This is a genomic window from Micrococcus sp. PSi08, from assembly GCF_054960655.1.
In genome coordinates, this window is record NZ_JBHNYP010000010.1 from 70,723 (window position 1) to 88,637 (window position 17,915).

A 17,915-nucleotide genomic window follows, 5' to 3' on the forward strand; every position below is an offset into this window, starting at 1 on the left:
AGACCGTCGGCCGCCCCGCGGTCTGTGCTCAGCCGGCCGGAGCGGATTCGATGGGGCCGGTGCAGCCCCAGGCTGAGGAGTCGACGCTGCAGTCATCGGCGACATTGCGGGTGATGGTGCGCCAGATATTCGCGGTGACAGGGGCCGAGTCGAGGCTGATGGTGCCCGGGATGAGCACCCACTCGCCCCCGGCCTCCCGGTATTCGCCGATGTACACGGTGGTGAGGCGGACCGTGTACTGGCCGGTGTCCTCGTACACGTGGCTCGTGGGGGTGGGGACGTTGAACTCCGGCTGGCTCTGGCCTGCGACCGAGGTGGTCTTGGTGGGGGACCCGTCCCCGTAATCCCAGTGGAAGCTCACCGGCGCGGCGCGGAGTTCGACCTCGACCCCGTTGAGGGTGGTGACGAGCGTGCGCGTCTCGGCGTCTGCGTAGAAGTTCGTCTCCGCATTGCGGATCCCGCGTCCGCCATTGTCCGACCGGATCTCAGGCTCCAGCACGAGGAGCGTGCGGACCTCGTCGATGGAGACGGGCGGGGCGCCGTTGCTGGAGGCCTTGGCCGTCCAACATTTGGGGGCGCCATAGACGGGATTCGCATCAGGTTGACGGGTGTCTATGGTCTGCGCCCGGATCCATGAACCCTCGGGGCAGAAGTTGTCCTCCTGCTCTCGGCAGCTCTCGAAATCCGGATTGCCCAGCTGCCCTGAGAAGCATGCACTGACCGTCTTGTGCTCTAGGTGGGAGTCTCTGCCAGAGTCTCGACTCCTGCTCCCCGCGGTCACAGCACTTTTGCGATCAGGCCTTTTTTCATTACGACAGTGAGACGTTCCATTAAAAGAGTCTGATCGAGCGGAATAATTGATATTCGTTGATTTGCAGGTGGCGGAGGAAGGCGAAGTGACAGCCCAGGCGCCTGTCGCTCCGACACTAGCTAGCGTGATAGCCGCTGCCATAGCAATCAGTGTCTGGTGCTTCATTGAGACGGGTCTCCACCCTCGTAGGTCATTTCATCAATCACCCAGCGGCCGTTGTTGGTGTCGTAGGAGACCTCTACTAGCCAGGGCTGCTTCGACGCATGTGCGACTCGGGCGTCCTCTGGAATGGAGCCATCACTGGAATACCCGGTCCCGTCTTCAGTTGTGATGAGCAACGTCGAGATGTACCCGTTCTCCGACTGTGCAGTGAGCATCGAGTCAATTCGAGGTTCCGTGCCGGTGTACCAGCCACCATCCTTATAAATTCCATCAATGCTGTCGCTACGGACCGAACAGAACTCGCAATACTCGCTGTAGAGAGAGTCGAGGAGTTCCGTGTCTCCGGTCTGCTCGGCGTAGTAGTGCGCGTCCCAGAAATAGCGAATCGCCGCCTCGGCGCCCTCCTTGGTCTCTTCCTTCATGGCGGCGGGCATCTCCGGCTTGGGCACGTTCTGAGCGGGACCGTCGGCAGATGCGGGCACGTATTCGCCGGACCTGCTCTCCGTGGCCGTGGGGGATGAGCTGACGCCCGCGGTCTCGCTCGTGCTCGCGGGCGCGGACGTCTCGACGGCGGGCTTGGCGGACGAGGGTGACGTCGTCGACGACTCGGCGGGCTCGGACTGCCCGCCACAGGCGGTCAGTGCGAGCGCCAAGGCCACGCTGAGCGTGCCGGCCTGGGCGAATCGGTGGCGGCGCAGGGCGCGCCCGGGTGCGGTGAGAGACATTTCCCCTCCAACTGGACGTCCGTCGTGTGTCCGCGCCTCCCGCGCTGATCCCGCAGCGCGGTGCCCGTGGCATGCGAGGCCCGGTTGGTTCGGAGTATACGCAGGCGGATTGTGGTCCTGCTCGCATTGTCCACAGGACCGTGCCGGCGCACTTCTTCCGGCCCAAGAGACGATTTTCTCGTGCATGTGCGCCCCAGGGTCGGGTCGAGGTCCGCGGCCAGGACTCGGTCCCTCCCATCCCGGGGGCCATGCGTCCTTAACGTGTCCGGCGGGCGCCCTACCTTCGCACACATCGCATTCGAACACGTGTTCGAGTACGATCGGGGGTGCGGCCCCACCTTCCCACTTCTTCCCCGCGTCCGGTCCGCCGGACGGGCCGCGCTCCCATCGCCCGACGGCACCCCGTCGTCGGTCCGGTCAGCAGTGCACAGGGAGAGAAGCAGAATGGGAGTCCTCACACAGTCGGTGGCGGTGGAGTGCGGGGCAGACGGTACCCCGCAGGGGCTGCGCTGGAACGGGCGGGACTACGTCCTCGCAGAGCGCCCCGTGCGCTGGTTCGAGCGGCGCCGCTGGTGGGCGGAGGAGGTCCGCGCGGAGAAGGGCCGCGGCGCCGGTCTCGTCGACCACGAGATGTGGCGGCTGCAGGTCCGCCTGGCCCGGGCCGGCGCCGCGCCCCTGCAGACCCTCGACGTCGCCCACCACCTGGACTCCGGCCGGTGGCGGCTCGTGCGCGTCCACGAGCACGCCCAGGACCTGAGGCGGTCGGCATGAGCCGGGCCACCGCGGCCGGACGCACCGCCGCACCCTTCGCCCACCTGCACGTCGCCTCCGCGTTCAGTGCCCACTACGGGGCCAGCTGGCCCGAGGACCTCGTGGCCGCCGCCGCGGCCGCGGACATGGACCTGCTGGCCTGCACCGACCGGGACGGGCTCTACGGCATGGCCAAGCACGTGGGCGCCTGCCTGCGCCACGGCATCACCCCGATCGTGGGCGTGGACCTGGCCGTCCGGTGGAGCGAGGACGAGGACGCCGGCCGCGTGGTCGTGCTCGCCCGAGGCGGCTGTCATGGCTCCGGCTACCGCTCCCTGTGCGAGCTAGTCTCCGCCGCCCACGCCCGCACCACCGGGGGAGCGGCGGGCGGCAGCCCCTGGGCCAGCGTCGCCGAGCTCGCCGCCGCGGCGGCCGGCCGGGTCCCCACCGCCGCCAACCGGGACAACCCGCCCACCCCCGAGCTGTTCGTCCTCCTCGGCCCGGACTCGGACGTCGGCCGCCACCTGGCCCGCCGCCGGTACGCGGCCGGCCTCGCCGCCCTGCGCCGCTGGAAGGCGGCCCTGCCCGCAGGCAGCCCCCACGCCGACGTCGTCACCCACCTCTCCGCCCCCGGCCGCCGCCTCGACACCGGGCACGCCGTGAAGACCCTCCGCGCCGCCCGCCAGGCCCGCATCCCCGCCGTCCTGACCAACGCCGTGCGCTACGCGGCCCCGGACGGCGCCGCCACCGCGGACGTCCTCGACGCCGTCCGTGCCCTCAGCTCCCTCGACGCCCTCCACGACCTGCAGCCCAACGGACAGGGCTGGCTCAAGTCCACCGCCGCCATGCACCGCATCGCCCACGAGGTCGCCTTCGCCGCCGACGACCGCCCCGCCCCCCTGCTCGAGGCCACCCGCCGCCTCGCCGAGGCCTGCGCACTCGACCCCGAGACCGACCTCGGCTGGGGCGTGCCCCGCGTCCCCGAGGCCGCCGTCATCGGCATCGACGGCCCCCCGGAGCACGTGCTGCGCGAGCGCACCCGCACCGGCCTCCTCGCCCGCTACCCCCACCTCCACACCGGGGGAGGCCTCCCCGGCACCAGCCAGGCGGCCCGAGACCTGCAGGACCGCGCCGAGCACGAGCTCGGCATCATCACCCGACTCGGCTTCTCCTCCTACTTCCTCACCGTGGCCGCCGTCGTCGACCTCATCGAGGGCATGGGCATCCGCGTGGCCGCCCGCGGCTCCGGCGCCTCCTCCCTCGTCAACCACGCCCTGCGCATCTCCCATGTCGACCCCATGGCCAACGGCCTGATCATGGAGCGCTTCCTCTCCACCGACCGCTCCACCCTCCCGGACATCGACATCGACGTGGAGTCCGCCCGCCGCCACGAGATCTACCACGCCGTCGTCGAGCGCTTCGGCGCCGAGCGCACCACCCTCATGAGCATGCAGAACGCCTACCGGGCCCGCGGCGCCGTCCGCGACGCCGGCCTCGCCCTCGGCATGCCCGAACCCGAGGTGGACGCCATCGCCAAGCAGCTCTGGCGCTTCTCCGCCTCGAACTTCCGCGAGGCACTCCAGCGCATGCCCGAACTCGGCGGCCTCTCCCGCCGCATCGAGTCCGGCCGCGCCGAGGGCGACCGCCAGCTGGACCTGCTCGTCGACCTCACCGAACGCCTCGACCGCCTGCCCCGCCACATCTCCATGCACCCCTGCGGCGTCATCCTCGGCGACGCCACCCTGCTGCACCGCACCCCCGTCCAGCCCTCCGGCATGGGCCTGCCCATGAGCCAGTTCGACAAGCACGACATGGACCCCATGGGCTTCCTCAAGCTCGACATCCTCGGCGTGCGCATGCAGTCCGCCATCGCCTACACGATCGCCGAGGTCGAACGCACCACGGGCGAGCGCATCGACCTCGAACAGGTGCCCCTCGACGACGACGCCACCTACGCGATGATCCGCACCACCCACACCCTCGGCTGCTTCCAGATCGAGTCCCCGGGCCAGCGCGAGCTCGTCGGCAAACTCGCCCCCCGCGAGTTCAACGACCTCACCGTGGACATCTCCCTCTTCCGCCCCGGCCCCATGCAGTCCGACATGGTCCGGCCCTTCCTCGAACAGCGGCACGGCTGGGCACCCGCCCACTACCCGCACCCCGACCTGCGGCCCGTCCTCGCCGAGACCCACGGGGTCACCGTCTTCCACGAACAGGTCCTGCGCACCATGGACGTCATGACCGGCTGCGGACTGGCCCGCGCCGACGAGCACCGCCGCCTCCTCGGCGGCCCGCAGGAACACCTCGTCGAAGAGGCCTTCCGCACCGGCGCCCTCGCCCGCGGCTACTCCCTCGACGTCATCGACGAGGTCTGGGCCACCATCTCCGCCTTCGGCTCCTTCGGCTTCTGCAAGGCCCACGGCGCCGCCTTCGCCGTCCCCACCTACCACTCCGCCTGGCTCAAGACCCACCACCCCGCCGCCTTCATGGCCGCCATCCTCGAACACGACCCCGGCATGTACCCCGCCCGCCTCATGGTCGCCGAGGCCCGCCGCATGGGCATCCCCGTCCTGCCCGTGGACGTCAACGCCTCCTCGCGCCACGTCCACGTCGAGTGGGTCCCCGCCCACCCCGAGGTCGACGACGGCGCCCCCGGCCGCTGGGGCATCCGCCTGCCCCTCACCAGCCTCTCCGGACTCAGCGAAGCCGAGACCGACCGCCTCGACGCCGGCCGCCCCTACCGCTCCCTCGCCGACGTCCGCGACCGCGCCCGCCCCACCGCCCGCAACCTCGAACGCCTCGCCCAGCTCGGCGCCCTCGACTGCCTCCTCCCACCCGGCGGCGCCTCCCGCACCGACCTCGTCCACCACCTCGAACTCCAGCACTCCACCACCCGCGGCACCGCCCCCGGCCGCACCGCCCCGCGCTCGCGGTCCGCCCGTCCACGGCAGGTGGAGGGCCAGCTGGCCCTGGACCTGCCGGACACCGAGCTCACCGCCCTCGCCCCGCTCTTCCCGGACCCGGCCCCGGCCGCCCGGGTCCGCACCGAGCTGGAGCTCACCGCCCTGGACGTCACCGCCCACCTCATGGACTCCCACGCCCCGTACCTGGACGCGCTCGGCGTCACCCGGGCGAAGGACCTGCTCGGGCTGCGCACGCAGTCCCGGGTGCTCGTGGCCGGGGTGCGCGTGGCCACCCAGACCCCGCCCATGCGCAGCGGCAAGCGGGTGGTGTTCCTCTCCGTGGACGACGGCACCGGATGCGTGGACGCCTCCTTCTTCACCGAGGCCCAGCACGCCTCCGGGGAGATGCTCTTCTCCGCCCGCCTCCTGCTGATCGAGGGCACCGTCCGGCGCACCGGCGACCGGGCCGTGTCCGTCCAGGCCGTGCGCGCCTGGGACCTGCACCGGCCCGAGACGCTCCCGGACCCCGACTACCTGGACGCCACCCGGCAGCAGTGGCGGGACTGGCTCGCGGCGGACCGCCGAGCCGCCGCCGCGCGCCGCAGCGGCCGGGCGGGCACCGGGGCGCAGCCCCTGCCGGACATCCCGCACCACGGCACGGGCGGCTGGCCCGTGAAGGTGCGTACCGACGTCGGACCGGCCGGCGGGGCCCGCCCCGGCCGCACGGCACCCGATCGGCCCGCGCCGGAGCACACCCCGATCCCGGTGCCCCACCCGGAGACGTGGGAGCTGCTGCCCACCCCGGACAGATGAGACCGCTCGCCTCCGTGCCCCGCCGTCCGGCCGCGCCCCTAGAATGGGACGCGGCCGACGGTGGCCCCCGTACGCCACCGATCCCGAAGCCAGACCTCGAAGGAGCACCGTGTCGGAGCCGAAGAACATCCTGCTGACCGTGGACGGAGAGCTGCGGGAGGTGACGCACGGCACCACCGGCCTCGACCTCTTCCGCGAGAAGCCGACCACCGCCGTGATGCGGGTGGACGGCCTGCTCTGGGACCTGGCCCGCGAGATCCCCGCCGGCGCGTCCGTCGAATCGGTGGACATCACGGAGCCCGAGGGACTCGAGGTGCTGCGGCACTCCACCGCCCACGTGATGGCCCAGGCCGTGCAGCAGCTGCGCCCGGGCGCCAAGCTCGGCATCGGCCCGTACATCACGGACGGCTTCTACTTCGACTTCGACGTCGACGAGCCCTTCACCCCCGAGGACCTCAAGCAGATCTCCTCGCTCATGCAGAAGATCGTGAAGTCCGGCCAGACCTTCCGCCGCCGCGTCGTGGACGAGGAGACCGCCCGCGCCGAGATGGCGAACGAGCCCTACAAGCTCGAGCTGCTCGGCAAGAAGGACGCCGCGGACACCGCCGGCGAGGGCGCCTCCGTGGAGGTCGGGGCCGGGGAGATCACCATCTACGACAACGTGGACCGCAAGACCGGCGACGCCGTGTGGTGCGACCTCTGCCGCGGCCCGCACCTGCCCTCCACCAAGCTCATCGGCAACGGCTTCGCGCTCACCCGCTCCGCCGCCGCCTACTGGCTCGGCAACGAGAAGAACAAGCAGCTGCAGCGCATCTACGGCACCGCCTGGGCCAGCAAGGACGACCTCAAGGCCTACCAGGAGCGCCTCGCCGAGGCCGAGCGCCGCGACCACCGCAAGCTCGGCGCCGAGCTGGATCTCTTCTCCTTCCCGGACGAGCTCGGCTCCGGCCTGCCCGTGTTCCACCCGCGCGGCGGCATCATCCGCAAGGAGATGGAGGACTACTCCCGTCGGCGCCACACCGAGGCCGGCTACGAGTTCGTCTACACCCCGCACATCACCAAGCAGCACCTCTACGAGGTGTCCGGCCACCTCGACTGGTACGCGGACGGCATGTTCCCGCCCATGCACATCGACGAGGTCCGTGATCCCGAGACCGGCGAGATCACGCGCCAGGGGCAGAACTACTACCTCAAGCCGATGAACTGCCCCATGCACAACCTGATCTACCGCTCCCGCGGCCGGTCCTACCGTGAGCTGCCGCTGCGGCTGTTCGAGTTCGGCTCCGTGTACCGGTACGAGAAGTCCGGCGTGGTCCACGGGCTCACGCGCGTGCGCGGCATGACCCAGGACGACGCCCACATCTACTGCACCCGCGAGCAGATGAAGGAGGAGCTGACCACCACGCTCAACTTCGTCCTCGACCTGCTCAAGGACTACGGCCTCAACGACTTCTACCTCGAGCTCTCCACGAAGGACCCGGAGAAGTTCGTCGGCTCCGACGAGATCTGGGAGGAGGCCACCCGCACCCTCGCCGAGGTCGCGGAGGCCTCCGGTCTGCAGCTCGTCCCGGATCCGGGCGGCGCCGCGTTCTACGGCCCGAAGATCTCGGTCCAGGCCCGGGACGCCATCGGCCGTACGTGGCAGATGTCCACCATCCAGCTGGACTTCAACCTGCCCGAGCGCTTCGACCTCGAGTACCAGGCCGCCGACGGCACCCGTCAGCGCCCCGTGATGATCCACCGCGCCCTCTTCGGCTCCATCGAGCGCTTCCTGGGCGTCCTCACCGAGCACTACGCCGGCGCGTTCCCGGCCTGGCTTGCCCCGGAGCAGGTCGTGGCCATCCCGGTGGCCGAGGCATTCAACGACTACCTGGACGACGTCGTCGCGAAGCTGCGCGCCGAGGGGATCCGGGCGCGCCTGGACGACTCCTCGGACCGCTTCCCGAAGAAGATCCGCACCGCGGCCAAGGAGAAGGCGCCGTTCGTGCTGATCGCCGGCGGCGAGGACAGGGAGGCGGGCGCCGTGTCCTTCCGCTTCCGCGACGGCACCCAGGACAACGGCGTGCCGGTGGAGGAGGCGATCGAACGCATCGTGAAGGCGGTGCGCGAGCGCGAGGTCACCCCATGACCAGCCCCGGCACCGGCGGATCCGACGCGCGGGCGCAGGCCCGCGCGTCGGCGGACGCCGCCGCCACGGACGGCTTCGAGCTGCCCGGCGCCCCGGACGCCTTCGAGCGGTTCTGGAACGCCCACCGCATGGCGTACGTGTCCAAGGGGACGGGCCAGGTCAAGGACGAGCACACCTGCCCGTTCTGCGCGGCCCCGCAGCGCGACGATGAGGACTCCCTCATCGTCCACCGCGGCCGCACCGCCTACGTGGTGCTGAACCTCTACCCGTACAACCCCGGTCACCTGCTCGTCTGCCCCTACCGCCACGTGCCCCTGTACACGGACACCACCACGGAGGAGGCCGCCGAGATGGCGGAGCTGACCCAGACGGCGATGCTCGCCCTCGGCCAGGCCGCCGGCGCGTCCGGCTACAACCTCGGCATGAACCAGGGGGCGGTGGCCGGCGCCGGGATCGCGGCCCATCTGCACCAGCACGTGGTGCCGCGGTGGACCGGCGACGGCAACTTCCTGCCGATCATCGCCCGGACCAAGAACATGTCGCAGACCCTGGGGGAGACCCGGCAGATCCTCGCGGACGTCTGGGACCGGGCCGCCCAGGACCACGCCGCGCGCCAGGCGGCCAACGCCCGTGCCGCCGCCGAGCATCCTCGCCCGGGGGCCGGAGACCCCGCCTGATGCTGGACCGTCACGCGCGCGGCGTCACCACCCGCCTGTTCACCCCGGTCGCCCGTACGCTCCTGCGGGCCGGGGTCGGTCCGGACACCGTGACGGTCGTCGGCACGCTCGGCGTGAGCCTGGGCGCGCTCGTGCTGTTCCCCCTGGGGCACCTGTTCTGGGGCACGCTCTTCATCACCGCATTCGTGTTCTCGGACCTGGTGGACGGGATCATGGCGCGCGAGGCCGGGTCCACCGGCCGCTGGGGCGCGTTCCTCGACTCCACCCTGGACCGTGTGCAGGACGCGGCCGTGTTCCTCGGGCTGTGCCTGTGGGGCTTCGGCGTCGGCGCCGCACCCGCGGTCGGCGCGCTCTCCGGGGCCTGCCTCGCCCTGGGCATGCTCGTCTCCTACGTGCGCGCCAAGGCGGAGGCCCTCGGCTGGAGCGCGCACGTCGGCATCGCCGAGCGCGCCGAACGGCTCGTGGCCACCCTCGTGGTCGCCGGCCTCACGGGCCTCGGCCTGCCCCCGGTCGTCCTGGCCGTCACCTTGGGGCTGCTCGCCGCCGCGTCCCTGGTCACCGTCGGCCAGCGCATGGCCGTGGTACGCCGCCAGGCGCGCGACGACGCCTGACCGGCCCAGCCGCAGGACCCGCCCGTCAGCCCGCCGCGATCTCCGCGACGACGGCGCCCGTCACCCGCACGAGGTCGGCGGGGGCGATCTCCACATCCAGGCCGCGTTGCCCGCCGGAGACGTACATGAGCTCCGCGTCGAGGGCGGAGGAATCCAGGACGACGGGGTGGGGTCGGCGCTGGCCCAGGGGCGAGACGCCGCCCCGCACGTAGCCGGTCCGGCGCTCGACGACGGCCAGATCGGCCAGGGCGAGCCGCTTGACGCCCAGCACCGCGGCGGCGGCCCGCAGGTCCAGCTGACCGGACACGGGCACCACGCATGCGGCGAGCGCGCCGTCGGGGTCCGCCACCATCAGCGTCTTGAACAGTCGGTCGGCGGGCACGCTGAGCGCCCGGGCGACCTGGACGCCGAACCGCTCGCCGCCGGCGTCGAGGGCCACGTCGAAGGTGTGCAGCCGGTACGGGACGCCGGCGGCCTCGAGGGCGGCGACGGCCGGCGTGGCCGCCCCGTGCCGGGCGCCGCGATCCTTCTTGCGCTGGCCCACGGCGGACTCAGGCGATCCCGGCCTGCTCGCGCACGTTGCGCTTGATGCGGCCGAGCATGGCGGACATGCCGCGCAGGCGCAGGGGGGTGAGGGCCTTGGCCAGGCCGAGGCGGGTGGGGATGTCCTCGGGCACGTCCACGACCTCGAGGGCGCTCAGCCCGTCCAGGCCTTGGGTGAGCACGGAGGCGAAGCCGCGCGTGGTGGGCGCCTCCGGGGGAGCGGTGATGAAGAGGCGGACCGGGGCCTGCGGGCCGGGCTCACCCTCGAGCTCGACGGCCAGGAACAGCGGGGTCTGGCACTCCACGACCTGCTCCATCTCGGCCTCGTGGCCGTCGTAGCGCTCCGGCAGCGCCGGCAGCTCGTCCGAGAACTCCAGCAGCAGCTCGAGCTTCTCGGGATCGGGCACCCCGGCGAAGTCGTCGATGATCTCGGCCAGGGCGGCGGGCACGGCGTGGTTCTCGGTCATGGTGTCCCAGTCTAGTGATCCACGCCGTGCCGGGGGCTCAGCGCGCGGGGGCCTCGCCCGGCTCTTCGCCGACGGCGATCGGCAGGCGCACGGCGTTGCCCCACTCGGTCCAGGAGCCGTCGTAGTTGCGGACGTCCTCGTGGCCGAGCAGGTACTTGAGCACGAACCAGGTGTGGGAGGACCGCTCGCCGATGCGGCAGTAGGCGATCACGTCGTCGCCCTCCTGCAGCCCGGCGCCGGCGCGATAGACCTGCTCCAGCTCGGCGCGGGACTTGAAGGTGCCGTCCTCGTTGGCCGCGGACGCCCACGGCACGGACGCCGCCGTGGGGATGTGGCCGCCGCGCAGGGTGCCCTCCTGCGGGTAGCCGGCCATGTGCGTGGTCTCGCCCGTGTACTCGGGACGGGAGCGGACGTCGATCAGCGGGGTGGTCCCGATGGCCTTGAGGACGTCCTCGCGGGCGGCGCGCTCGGTGTGGTCGTCGCGCTCGATCACCGGGTACTCGGCGCGGGCCACGGTCGGGACCTCGCGGGTGGTCTCGCGTCCCTCCGCGATCCACTTGTCACGGCCGCCGTCCATCAGGCGCAGGTCCTCATGGCCGTAGAGGGTGAACACCCACAGGGCGTAGGCGGCCCACCAGTTGGACTTGTCGCCGTAGAACACCACGGTGGTGTCCCGGGAGATCCCCTTGGAGGCGGCGAACTCGGCGAAGGCCTCGGGGCCGACGAAGTCGCGGGTGACGGGGTCGTTGAGCTCGGTGTGCCAGTCGACGCGCTGGGCGCCGGGGATGTGGCCGGTGGAGTAGAGGAGAGCGTCCTCGTTGGACTCGAGGACCACGACGTCCTCGTCGCCGACATGGTCGGCGACCCACTGCGTGGACACCAGCTTCTCGGGGTGGGCGTACTCGGAGAACTTCGCGGCGGTATCGGTCATGGCACTGCCTTCCTTCGCGTCGGGCGGGCCCGCACGGGCCCGGGGCGGGCGGCACGACGACGGCGGGTTCCGTGTCCGTGCCCTGCGCGCCAGATTACGGCACGTCGGTGTCACGTAAGAGGGTAGGGGCCCCTCAGTCCGGGACACGCGAGGTCACATGGGTCGGGTCCGCGGCCCGATAGCATGGCCCGGAATCCCCGTCGTCGACCCTGGGAGTGTCCCGTGGCTCAGATCGTCCACCTCGCCGACCGTTCGCCGCAGGTCACCCCGGACCAGCTGCTGGCCGGCTTCCACCCGTCGTACCGCTTCGGCACGGTGTCCTTCGACACCTACATCCCGGACCCCGCGCACCCCTCGCAGGCACAGGCCGTGGAGCGGCTGCGCCGGTTCGCGGCAGACCTCGGCCGGGGCGGCTCGGGCGGCGGGTTCCTCGGCGGCCTGTTCGGCGGGAAGAAGCGGGCGGCGGGGCCGGCCGGCATCTACCTCGACGGCGGCTTCGGTGTCGGCAAGACCCACCTGCTGGCCTCGACGTGGCACGCGGCCCCCGGACCCAAGGCGTTCGGCACGTTCGTGGAGTACACCAACCTCGTGGGCGCCCTGTCCTTCCGCAAGGCGGTGGACGAGCTCAAGGAGTACACCCTCGTGTGCATCGACGAGTTCGAGCTCGACGACCCGGGGGACACCGTGCTGATGTCCCGCCTCATGCGCGAGCTGGCCGACGCCGGCGTGCGCCTGGTGGCGACCTCCAACACCCTGCCGGGCTCGCTCGGCGAGGGGCGCTTCGCGGCGCAGGACTTCAAGCGCGAGATCCAGGTCCTGGCCGACCAGTTCGAGGTCATCCGCGTGGACGGCGAGGACTACCGCCACCGCGGCCTCTCCGCCGCCCCGTCGCCGCTGGACGACGCCGCCGTCGAGGCCACCGCCCAGGAGAACTTCCCCGACGCGGGTGTGCTCGCCGTGGACGACTTCGCGGACCTCACCGCGATGCTCTCCCGCGTGCATCCCTCCCGCTACCGCGAGCTCGTCAAGGACGTGGACGTGCTCGCCCTCCACGACGTGCACACCATCACGGAGCAGGCCACGGCCCTGCGCTTCGTGGTGTTCGCGGATCGCCTGTACGACAAGGACGTGCCCGTCCTCGCCTCCGGTGTGCCCTTCGACGCCCTGTTCACGCAGGAGATGATGCACGGCGGCTACATGAAGAAGTACTTCCGCACGGTCTCCCGCATGACCGCCCTGGTCCGGGAGGGCCAGACGGGGGTGGCCGAGCACAAGTGAGCCACCGCCCCTGACCGGCACGACGACGGCGCGCACCGAGGCGGGTGCGCGCCGTCGCCGTGTGCGGGGCCGGGTCAGCGTGCGTCGCGGAAGTACAGCGCCGCCCGCTTGCCCGGCAGCTCGACCTCCCGGTCCACCGTGAAGCCCAGAGCCCGGGCGGTCTTCACGGCCCGCGTGTTGCGGACGTCCGGCTCGATCACGAGCCGACGCGTGCCGGGGCGTGCGCCCAACCAGTCCACAATGCTCCGGTAGGCCGTGGCGCGGGCGCGCCCCTGCAGGCCGCCGGGGGCGGTGATGAAATGGAATCCGAGGTCCCCGTCCCGCACCTCGTAGGCGCCGCCGACCTCCTCCGCGCGAGGGTCGTAGGTCTGCACGAGGGCCACGAGGGTCCCGCCGTGCCACACGAGGTGGTTCGCGTGGGTGGGCTGGAACTCGAGGAAGTCGTAGACCTCCTCGACGTCCTGCACGCTGTGCCCGCGCATCCCGTAGAACTCCGCCCGCGGCTCCGTGACGAGTGCGTGGATCAGCGGGGCGTCCAGGGCCGGGCGGACGCGCGTCATGGTCAGGCCCAACGCCCCGACGCCGACCTCGGCCACGATGCGTCCCGGAGGGGCCCCGCCGGGGACGGAGCGGGCGGGTGCGACGCCGCTGCCGGCGGACGGGGGGACGGGACGGGACGGCACGGGCAGCAGGCGGCCGGCGGCCCACGCGTCCAGCTGATCCGTCACGTGCCCGCCTCCGAGACCGGAGGCGCCGAACGGGACGACCCACCGGCTGCGGGTGCGGTCGCCGAGGTCGAACACGACCCGGGCCACCGGCCCGCGGTGGGTGCCGACGGCCAGGCCGGGGGCGTGCGAGGTGGCGCAGACCGCGTCCGCGGTGCCGCCCACCCGGACGGACCCGATCGTGTCGAGCACGTCGGCGAGCCCCGGCACGTCCGGCCCGCCGGGATGCTCGTGCGTGAACAGGAACGGGGTCAGGGCATGCGCCTCGCCCCAGGTCCGGGCCGCGCCGTCGGGGCCCGGCGGCTCGGCGGCGTCGTCGACGGCGGCGACGGCGGCCCGCACGAGGTCCCTCGTCGACGCTGTGATCCCCAGGGCCGCGCGCAGCGGCTCCGGCCCGCGCTCGGCGAGCGCCGCGCCGACCCATGCGGCGGCGTCGCCCCACGGTGCCCACGGGCCGCCGAGCAGGGCCCGCGAGGCGGGCGGCAGGTGCGCGATCAGGGCGGCGGCCACCTCGTGCTCCACGAGGAGCCACCAGCGGGCCGCGGCCGATCCGGCGGCGGCGTCGCCGGCCCACGCCGGGACGGACTCCGCGGCCAGCACGCCGTCCGCGACGAGCGCGTCGACGGCGTCGGCGAGCCAGGCCCGCGGCGCGCCCGGGGTCCGGGTGTCCGTCTGCAGGGCGGCCATCGCGTCCACGGTCCGCTCCTGCGGTGCCAGCGCCTCGAGGGCCTCCCGGATGCGGCGGGACCGCCACGGCGCGCACGCGTCCACGGTGAGGCAGGCGGTGTCCGGGTGGGGCTCGTTGGCCGCCACCACGACGTCGTCCGCCGCGGCCGGCGCGGGCCAGCGCACCCAGCGCTGATCGAGGGACCCGTCGGCGGAGCCCCGGCCCAGCGCGGAGGCCCGCGCCGCACCCCAGGCCGAGCGTCGATCCCGGCGCCGCACGGCCCCGGCGTGCCGGGTGAGCACCGTCCGCCGGTCCGCGACGATCACGCGATTGACCGGCTCGACGTGCCGGTCCAGCACCGCGCAGGCCTCCGCGGCGCTCGCGGCCGTGAGCAGCCGGCGCGCGCTCGGCAGGCCGGTGTCGGCGCGGTCCCAGGCGGGGAACCGCATGCTCACCGGGCCGGCGCCGGGCACGTCCACGAGCCGCCCGCGCGGGGTGTGGGCCACCCGCACGTCCACGGGGTCGCCGCCGCGCACGTGCACCCGCTCGGTCCGGGCGTCGAGGACCTCCGGCCCCTCGGGGGCGTCCTCGAGGACCATCTCGAGCGAGGACACCATCGCCGAGGTCGTCACCCACGCGACGTGCTCGGACTGCCCCACATGCGGGACGCCCGGCACACCGGGGAAGGCCAGGCCGACGACGTCGACGCGGTCCCGGGGACGCTCGGCCTCCACCACGAGGCGCACCTGCTGGTAGACGCCGGGCAGCTCGAGCAGCCGGTGCGGGTCGGCGGCCACGAGCGGAGCGCCCTCGGCGCCGACGCGCACCGCCCAGGCGTTCGAGCCGTCCGCGTCGGGGCGCGGCGAGATCAGCGCCGCGGCGAGCGCGGGGAAGCGCTCGGCCAGCAGGGTGCGGAACAGGGCGGCCGGCGCGTTGGTCAGCCAGACGTTGTAGCCCAGGTGCAGGGCGAGCGCCGTGTGCGGGTCGAACGGCAGCGGCTTCACCCCGTGGGCGGCGAACTCGGGCGCGCGCCGGGCCCCGGCGTCCAGCCCCGCGTTCACGCCGTCGGCGAACCGGGTGAACCAGGCCCGGTCCTCCGCGTCGTCGAGGGCGTCGAACGCCCGGCGGGCCGCGCCGTCCAGGTCCATCTGCCGGGCGGCGACGTCGTTCGCCACCGCCGGCGGGCCGAACACCTCGGCGCCCATGCCGGTGACCCGGCGGTGCTCGCAGTCGACCTGCCAGGCCCGCTCCGTCGCCACGTGCCACCCCTGGAGGTAGGCCAGCTCGGGCAGGGACGCGGCCACGAGCGTCGGCACGCCGTGCGCGTCCCGGTGGCAACGGCCCGCCACGTCACCCGTCGCCGTCCCGGTCCACGCGTCCGCGCTCATGCCGCGGCGTCCTGCCGGAGCTCCGCCAGCGCGCGGCGCAGCGGCGCGGACACCGGGTTGGCCAGGCGACCGGCGTAGAGCAGCGAGCCCGACGGGTCCGTCAGGTCCACCATCTGCGTGGCGTTCCGCAGCTGCAGCCGGTTCAGGCACGAGTGCGCGAAGTCCTCCGCGTCCAGGCCGAGGCGCTCCACATCCGCGAGCCCCAGGGCCGTGTACTCGGCGAGGACCCGCCCCACCACGGCGTAGAACTCCTCCGCCGGCAGCAGGGCGTCCGCGTCCATCACGTCGGCCAGATGGCGCAGCACGCCGTCCAGCATGTCCGTGAAGAAGGAGAGGGAGAGGTCCTCGTCGGTGAGGTCGATGCGGATGCGCCGGGTCTGCTCCGTGAGCGGGACGCCGTCCGCGCCGACCACCACCTCCTCCCCGATGTCCTTGAGGAAGGCGCCGGTGACCCGTCCCTCCCGCAGGCGGAGCACGATGTTCTCCCCGTGGGGCATGAACACGGTCGAGTAGGCGGCGGCCAGATGCACCAGCGGGGTCACGTAGGCCGTCACCACCCCGTGCAGCCACTGCGCCGCCGTCAGCCCCGAGCGCTCCACGAGCGCCCCCGCCACGGAGCGGCCCCCGCCGTCCCGGTGCAGCAGCGCCGCCATGGTCATGACCCGTTCGCCCTCCGCCAGGCGCGGCAGCGGACTCTCCCGCCACAGGGCGGCGAGCATCTTCGTGTGAGGACCCTTCGAGCCCACGGCATGGAAGGCGTCCCCGGTGTACCCGGCCGAGGCGTACTCCCGCAGCACCCCGAAGCCCCACCTCGCGAGCAGGGGGTCGGAGTCCACGAGGTCGGCCACCACCGCGTTGATCGCCGGGGTGACGGACATGTACGCGGGGGAGAGGCCGCGCACGAACCCCATGTTCTGCACGGACAACGCCGTCTTCAGCTGCGGGGCGTGCGGGTCGCTCGCGTTGAACAGGGTGCGCACCGCCTGCATGGCCGTGAACGCGTCCGGGTCTTCGCCCACGTGCACCAGCCGCCCCGCGGCGAGGTCGGGGGCGAACGCCACCTGGATCCGGTGCTCCCACTGCCACGGGTGCACCGGGATCAGCGTGTACGCCTCCGGATCGACGTCGAGCGCCGCCGCCCGCTCCGCCCACAGGCCCGCCACCGCCTCGGTGATCGGCGGGGGCGGCGCCGGCACGGCGGCGCCCGCGCTCGCGGTCTTGGGCCAGGTCCACCGTCCCCCGAGCTCGGAGGGGAACGCGAGCCACACCGGGTGCAGCGCCCGCCCGCCCTCGGGGGCGAACATCGCGTACTCCGTGGCCCCCCAGCCGATGCGGCCGTTGGTGGCCACGAAGCCCGGGTGTCCCTCGCTCATGGCGGCCTCCACCGCCGTGTAGTCCGCGTCCACCAGGTCGGCGGCGGACGGGCGCTCGCCGGCCAGGGTGTGGCACCGGGCGGCGAAGGTGGAGGCGAGCTCCTCGAGATAGACGTCCAGCGCCTCGCCGGCCAGCCCGAGCACCTCGGCCGCGTCGAGGACGAAGCGGTCGACGGCCACCGCGTCCGGATCCCCGGCACGGCACACCGAGTCCGGATCCACGCCGAGGTGCTCGAGCGGGAGGGCACGCGCGGTGAACGTCCACCGCACCCCGCCCAGGGTGAGCGTGTAGGCGTGGCGGCCGGCGTCGTCGACCCGCTCGCCGCGCACCGGCGTCAGGAGCCGCTCATGGGTGAACTCGCGGATCGCCTTGGCGACGAGCAGCCGGTGGGCGTGCCGGGCGGTCGGCGCCGTCAGCGCGTCCAGGCGGGACGGGGAGGACGGGGGGACGGGGGTCATGCGGACACCTGCCTGTCGGGGGTGAGGAGGAGCGGGGGCTCGGGGAGGGTGAGGTCCAGCCCGGCGGCGAGGACGCCGATCCGGCTGGCAGTGAAGGACTCGGGCGTGGCGATCGAGAGCATCGCCGTCTTGGATCCCAGCGCCACGGGACCGAGCTCCGTGAACCCGGCGGCCAGGTTCTTCGCCCGGATGGCGGCGTTGCGCTCGTCCGGCTCGACGACGACGCGCCGCGCCCCCGGCTGGGCCAGGCACCAGCGCACCACCGCGGCCATCACCAGGTCCGTGGTCCCGGGCACCGGGGTGTCCGTCGGGGCGACGAGCACGTGCAGGCCGATGTCGCCGGGCGCGCCCGCATACCGTCCGGCCAGCTCCGAGTGGGCCGGGTCGTAGACCTCCACCAGGAAGGTCGCGGTCCCGTCCACGAGCCCCACGTGCGCGTGGTGGTGCGGGTGCGCGGCGATCGCCTCGTACTCGGCCACGACGTCGGCCAGGCCCGCCTCCGTC

At 73.0% G+C, this 17,915-nt stretch carries 14 protein-coding genes; 6 read left to right on the forward strand and 8 right to left on the reverse strand.

Annotated elements, in window-relative coordinates; genetic code table 11:
• Positions 1–28: 28 nt before the first annotated feature.
• Positions 29–499, reverse strand: a complete 471-nt coding sequence (locus ACFI33_RS05030; RefSeq protein ID WP_036338966.1) for a PKD domain-containing protein — start codon at positions 497–499, stop codon at positions 29–31.
• A gap of 473 nt (positions 500–972) precedes the next feature.
• A complete protein-coding gene (locus ACFI33_RS05035) occupies positions 973–1,698 on the reverse strand; it encodes a DUF6318 family protein (protein WP_036338969.1) in 726 nt (241 codons plus the stop codon).
• A 444-nt stretch (positions 1,699–2,142) separates the two neighbouring features.
• Between ACFI33_RS05035 and ACFI33_RS05040 the strand changes: the two genes are divergently transcribed.
• From ACFI33_RS05040 to pgsA, 5 genes are all read left to right on the forward strand, one after another.
• Positions 2,143–2,469 carry a DUF6504 family protein gene (locus tag ACFI33_RS05040; protein ID WP_036338972.1) on the forward strand — a complete coding sequence of 109 codons (327 nt, stop codon included), beginning with the start codon at positions 2,143–2,145 and terminating at the stop codon, positions 2,467–2,469.
• Positions 2,466–6,164 carry a DNA polymerase III subunit alpha gene (locus ACFI33_RS05045; RefSeq protein ID WP_462623787.1) on the forward strand — a complete coding sequence of 1,233 codons (3,699 nt, stop codon included), beginning with the start codon at positions 2,466–2,468 and terminating at the stop codon, positions 6,162–6,164. The genes ACFI33_RS05040 and ACFI33_RS05045 overlap by 4 nt, the downstream gene beginning before the upstream one ends.
• Positions 6,165–6,273: 109 nt before the next feature.
• Positions 6,274–8,292 carry a threonine--tRNA ligase gene (gene thrS, locus ACFI33_RS05050; RefSeq protein ID WP_036340809.1) on the forward strand — a complete coding sequence of 673 codons (2,019 nt, stop codon included), beginning with the start codon at positions 6,274–6,276 and terminating at the stop codon, positions 8,290–8,292.
• Positions 8,289–8,969: an HIT family protein gene (locus ACFI33_RS05055; RefSeq protein WP_036313214.1), complete on the forward strand. Its 681-nt coding sequence runs from the start codon at positions 8,289–8,291 to the stop codon at positions 8,967–8,969. Before thrS ends, ACFI33_RS05055 begins: the two co-directional genes overlap by 4 nt.
• Positions 8,969–9,580, forward strand: a complete 612-nt coding sequence (gene pgsA, locus ACFI33_RS05060) for a phosphatidylinositol phosphate synthase (RefSeq protein ID WP_036313216.1) — start codon at positions 8,969–8,971, stop codon at positions 9,578–9,580. Before ACFI33_RS05055 ends, pgsA begins: the two co-directional genes overlap by 1 nt.
• 25 nt (positions 9,581–9,605) lie before the next feature.
• Here the strand turns inward: pgsA and ACFI33_RS05065 are convergent, their stop codons facing one another.
• From ACFI33_RS05065 to ACFI33_RS05075, 3 genes are read right to left on the reverse strand one after another with little or no spacing between them, the layout of a single operon-like run.
• Complete coding sequence (locus ACFI33_RS05065) at positions 9,606–10,124, reverse strand: aminoacyl-tRNA deacylase (RefSeq protein WP_020624762.1); 519 nt, start codon at positions 10,122–10,124, stop codon at positions 9,606–9,608.
• A 7-nt stretch (positions 10,125–10,131) separates the two neighbouring features.
• Entirely contained in the window at positions 10,132–10,590 is a 459-nt protein-coding gene (locus ACFI33_RS05070) for a SufE family protein (RefSeq protein WP_020624761.1), read from the reverse strand.
• Positions 10,591–10,627: 37 nt separating this feature from the next.
• Positions 10,628–11,521 carry a sulfurtransferase gene (locus tag ACFI33_RS05075; RefSeq protein WP_036313219.1) on the reverse strand — a complete coding sequence of 298 codons (894 nt, stop codon included), beginning with the start codon at positions 11,519–11,521 and terminating at the stop codon, positions 10,628–10,630.
• A 222-nt stretch (positions 11,522–11,743) separates the two neighbouring features.
• Between ACFI33_RS05075 and zapE the strand changes: the two genes are divergently transcribed.
• Complete coding sequence (gene zapE / locus ACFI33_RS05080; RefSeq protein WP_036340820.1) at positions 11,744–12,799, forward strand: cell division protein ZapE; 1,056 nt, start codon at positions 11,744–11,746, stop codon at positions 12,797–12,799.
• A gap of 74 nt (positions 12,800–12,873) precedes the next feature.
• On the opposite strand, the gene ACFI33_RS05085 is transcribed toward zapE, so the two are convergent.
• The 3 genes from ACFI33_RS05085 to ACFI33_RS05095 all read right to left on the reverse strand — a co-directional run.
• Entirely contained in the window at positions 12,874–15,579 is a 2,706-nt protein-coding gene (locus ACFI33_RS05085) for a GNAT family N-acetyltransferase (RefSeq protein ID WP_462623788.1), read from the reverse strand.
• A complete protein-coding gene (locus ACFI33_RS05090) occupies positions 15,576–17,411 on the reverse strand; it encodes an IucA/IucC family protein (RefSeq protein ID WP_052520015.1) in 1,836 nt (611 codons plus the stop codon). The genes ACFI33_RS05085 and ACFI33_RS05090 overlap by 4 nt, the downstream gene beginning before the upstream one ends.
• Positions 17,408–17,915 (reverse strand): GNAT family N-acetyltransferase (locus ACFI33_RS05095; protein ID WP_462623789.1); only part of this gene is annotated, 508 nt, incomplete at its 5' end. The genes ACFI33_RS05090 and ACFI33_RS05095, both read right to left, overlap by 4 nt.

Excerpts from the sequence above, each read along its gene's own strand:
- ACFI33_RS05035 (WP_036338969.1), bottom strand. The coding sequence starts at position 1,698 with ATGTCTCTCACCGCACCCGGGCGCGCCCTGCGCCGCCACCGATTCGCC.
- ACFI33_RS05040 (WP_036338972.1), top strand. The coding sequence starts at position 2,143 with ATGGGAGTCCTCACACAGTCGGTGGCGGTGGAGTGCGGGGCAGACGGT.
- ACFI33_RS05045 (WP_462623787.1), top strand. The coding sequence starts at position 2,466 with ATGAGCCGGGCCACCGCGGCCGGACGCACCGCCGCACCCTTCGCCCAC.
- ACFI33_RS05055 (WP_036313214.1), top strand. The coding sequence starts at position 8,289 with ATGACCAGCCCCGGCACCGGCGGATCCGACGCGCGGGCGCAGGCCCGC.
- pgsA (WP_036313216.1), top strand. The coding sequence starts at position 8,969 with ATGCTGGACCGTCACGCGCGCGGCGTCACCACCCGCCTGTTCACCCCG.
- ACFI33_RS05070 (WP_020624761.1), bottom strand. The coding sequence starts at position 10,590 with ATGACCGAGAACCACGCCGTGCCCGCCGCCCTGGCCGAGATCATCGAC.
- ACFI33_RS05075 (WP_036313219.1), bottom strand. The coding sequence starts at position 11,521 with ATGACCGATACCGCCGCGAAGTTCTCCGAGTACGCCCACCCCGAGAAG.
- ACFI33_RS05085 (WP_462623788.1), bottom strand. The coding sequence starts at position 15,579 with ATGAGCGCGGACGCGTGGACCGGGACGGCGACGGGTGACGTGGCGGGC.
- ACFI33_RS05090 (WP_052520015.1), bottom strand. The coding sequence starts at position 17,411 with ATGACCCCCGTCCCCCCGTCCTCCCCGTCCCGCCTGGACGCGCTGACG.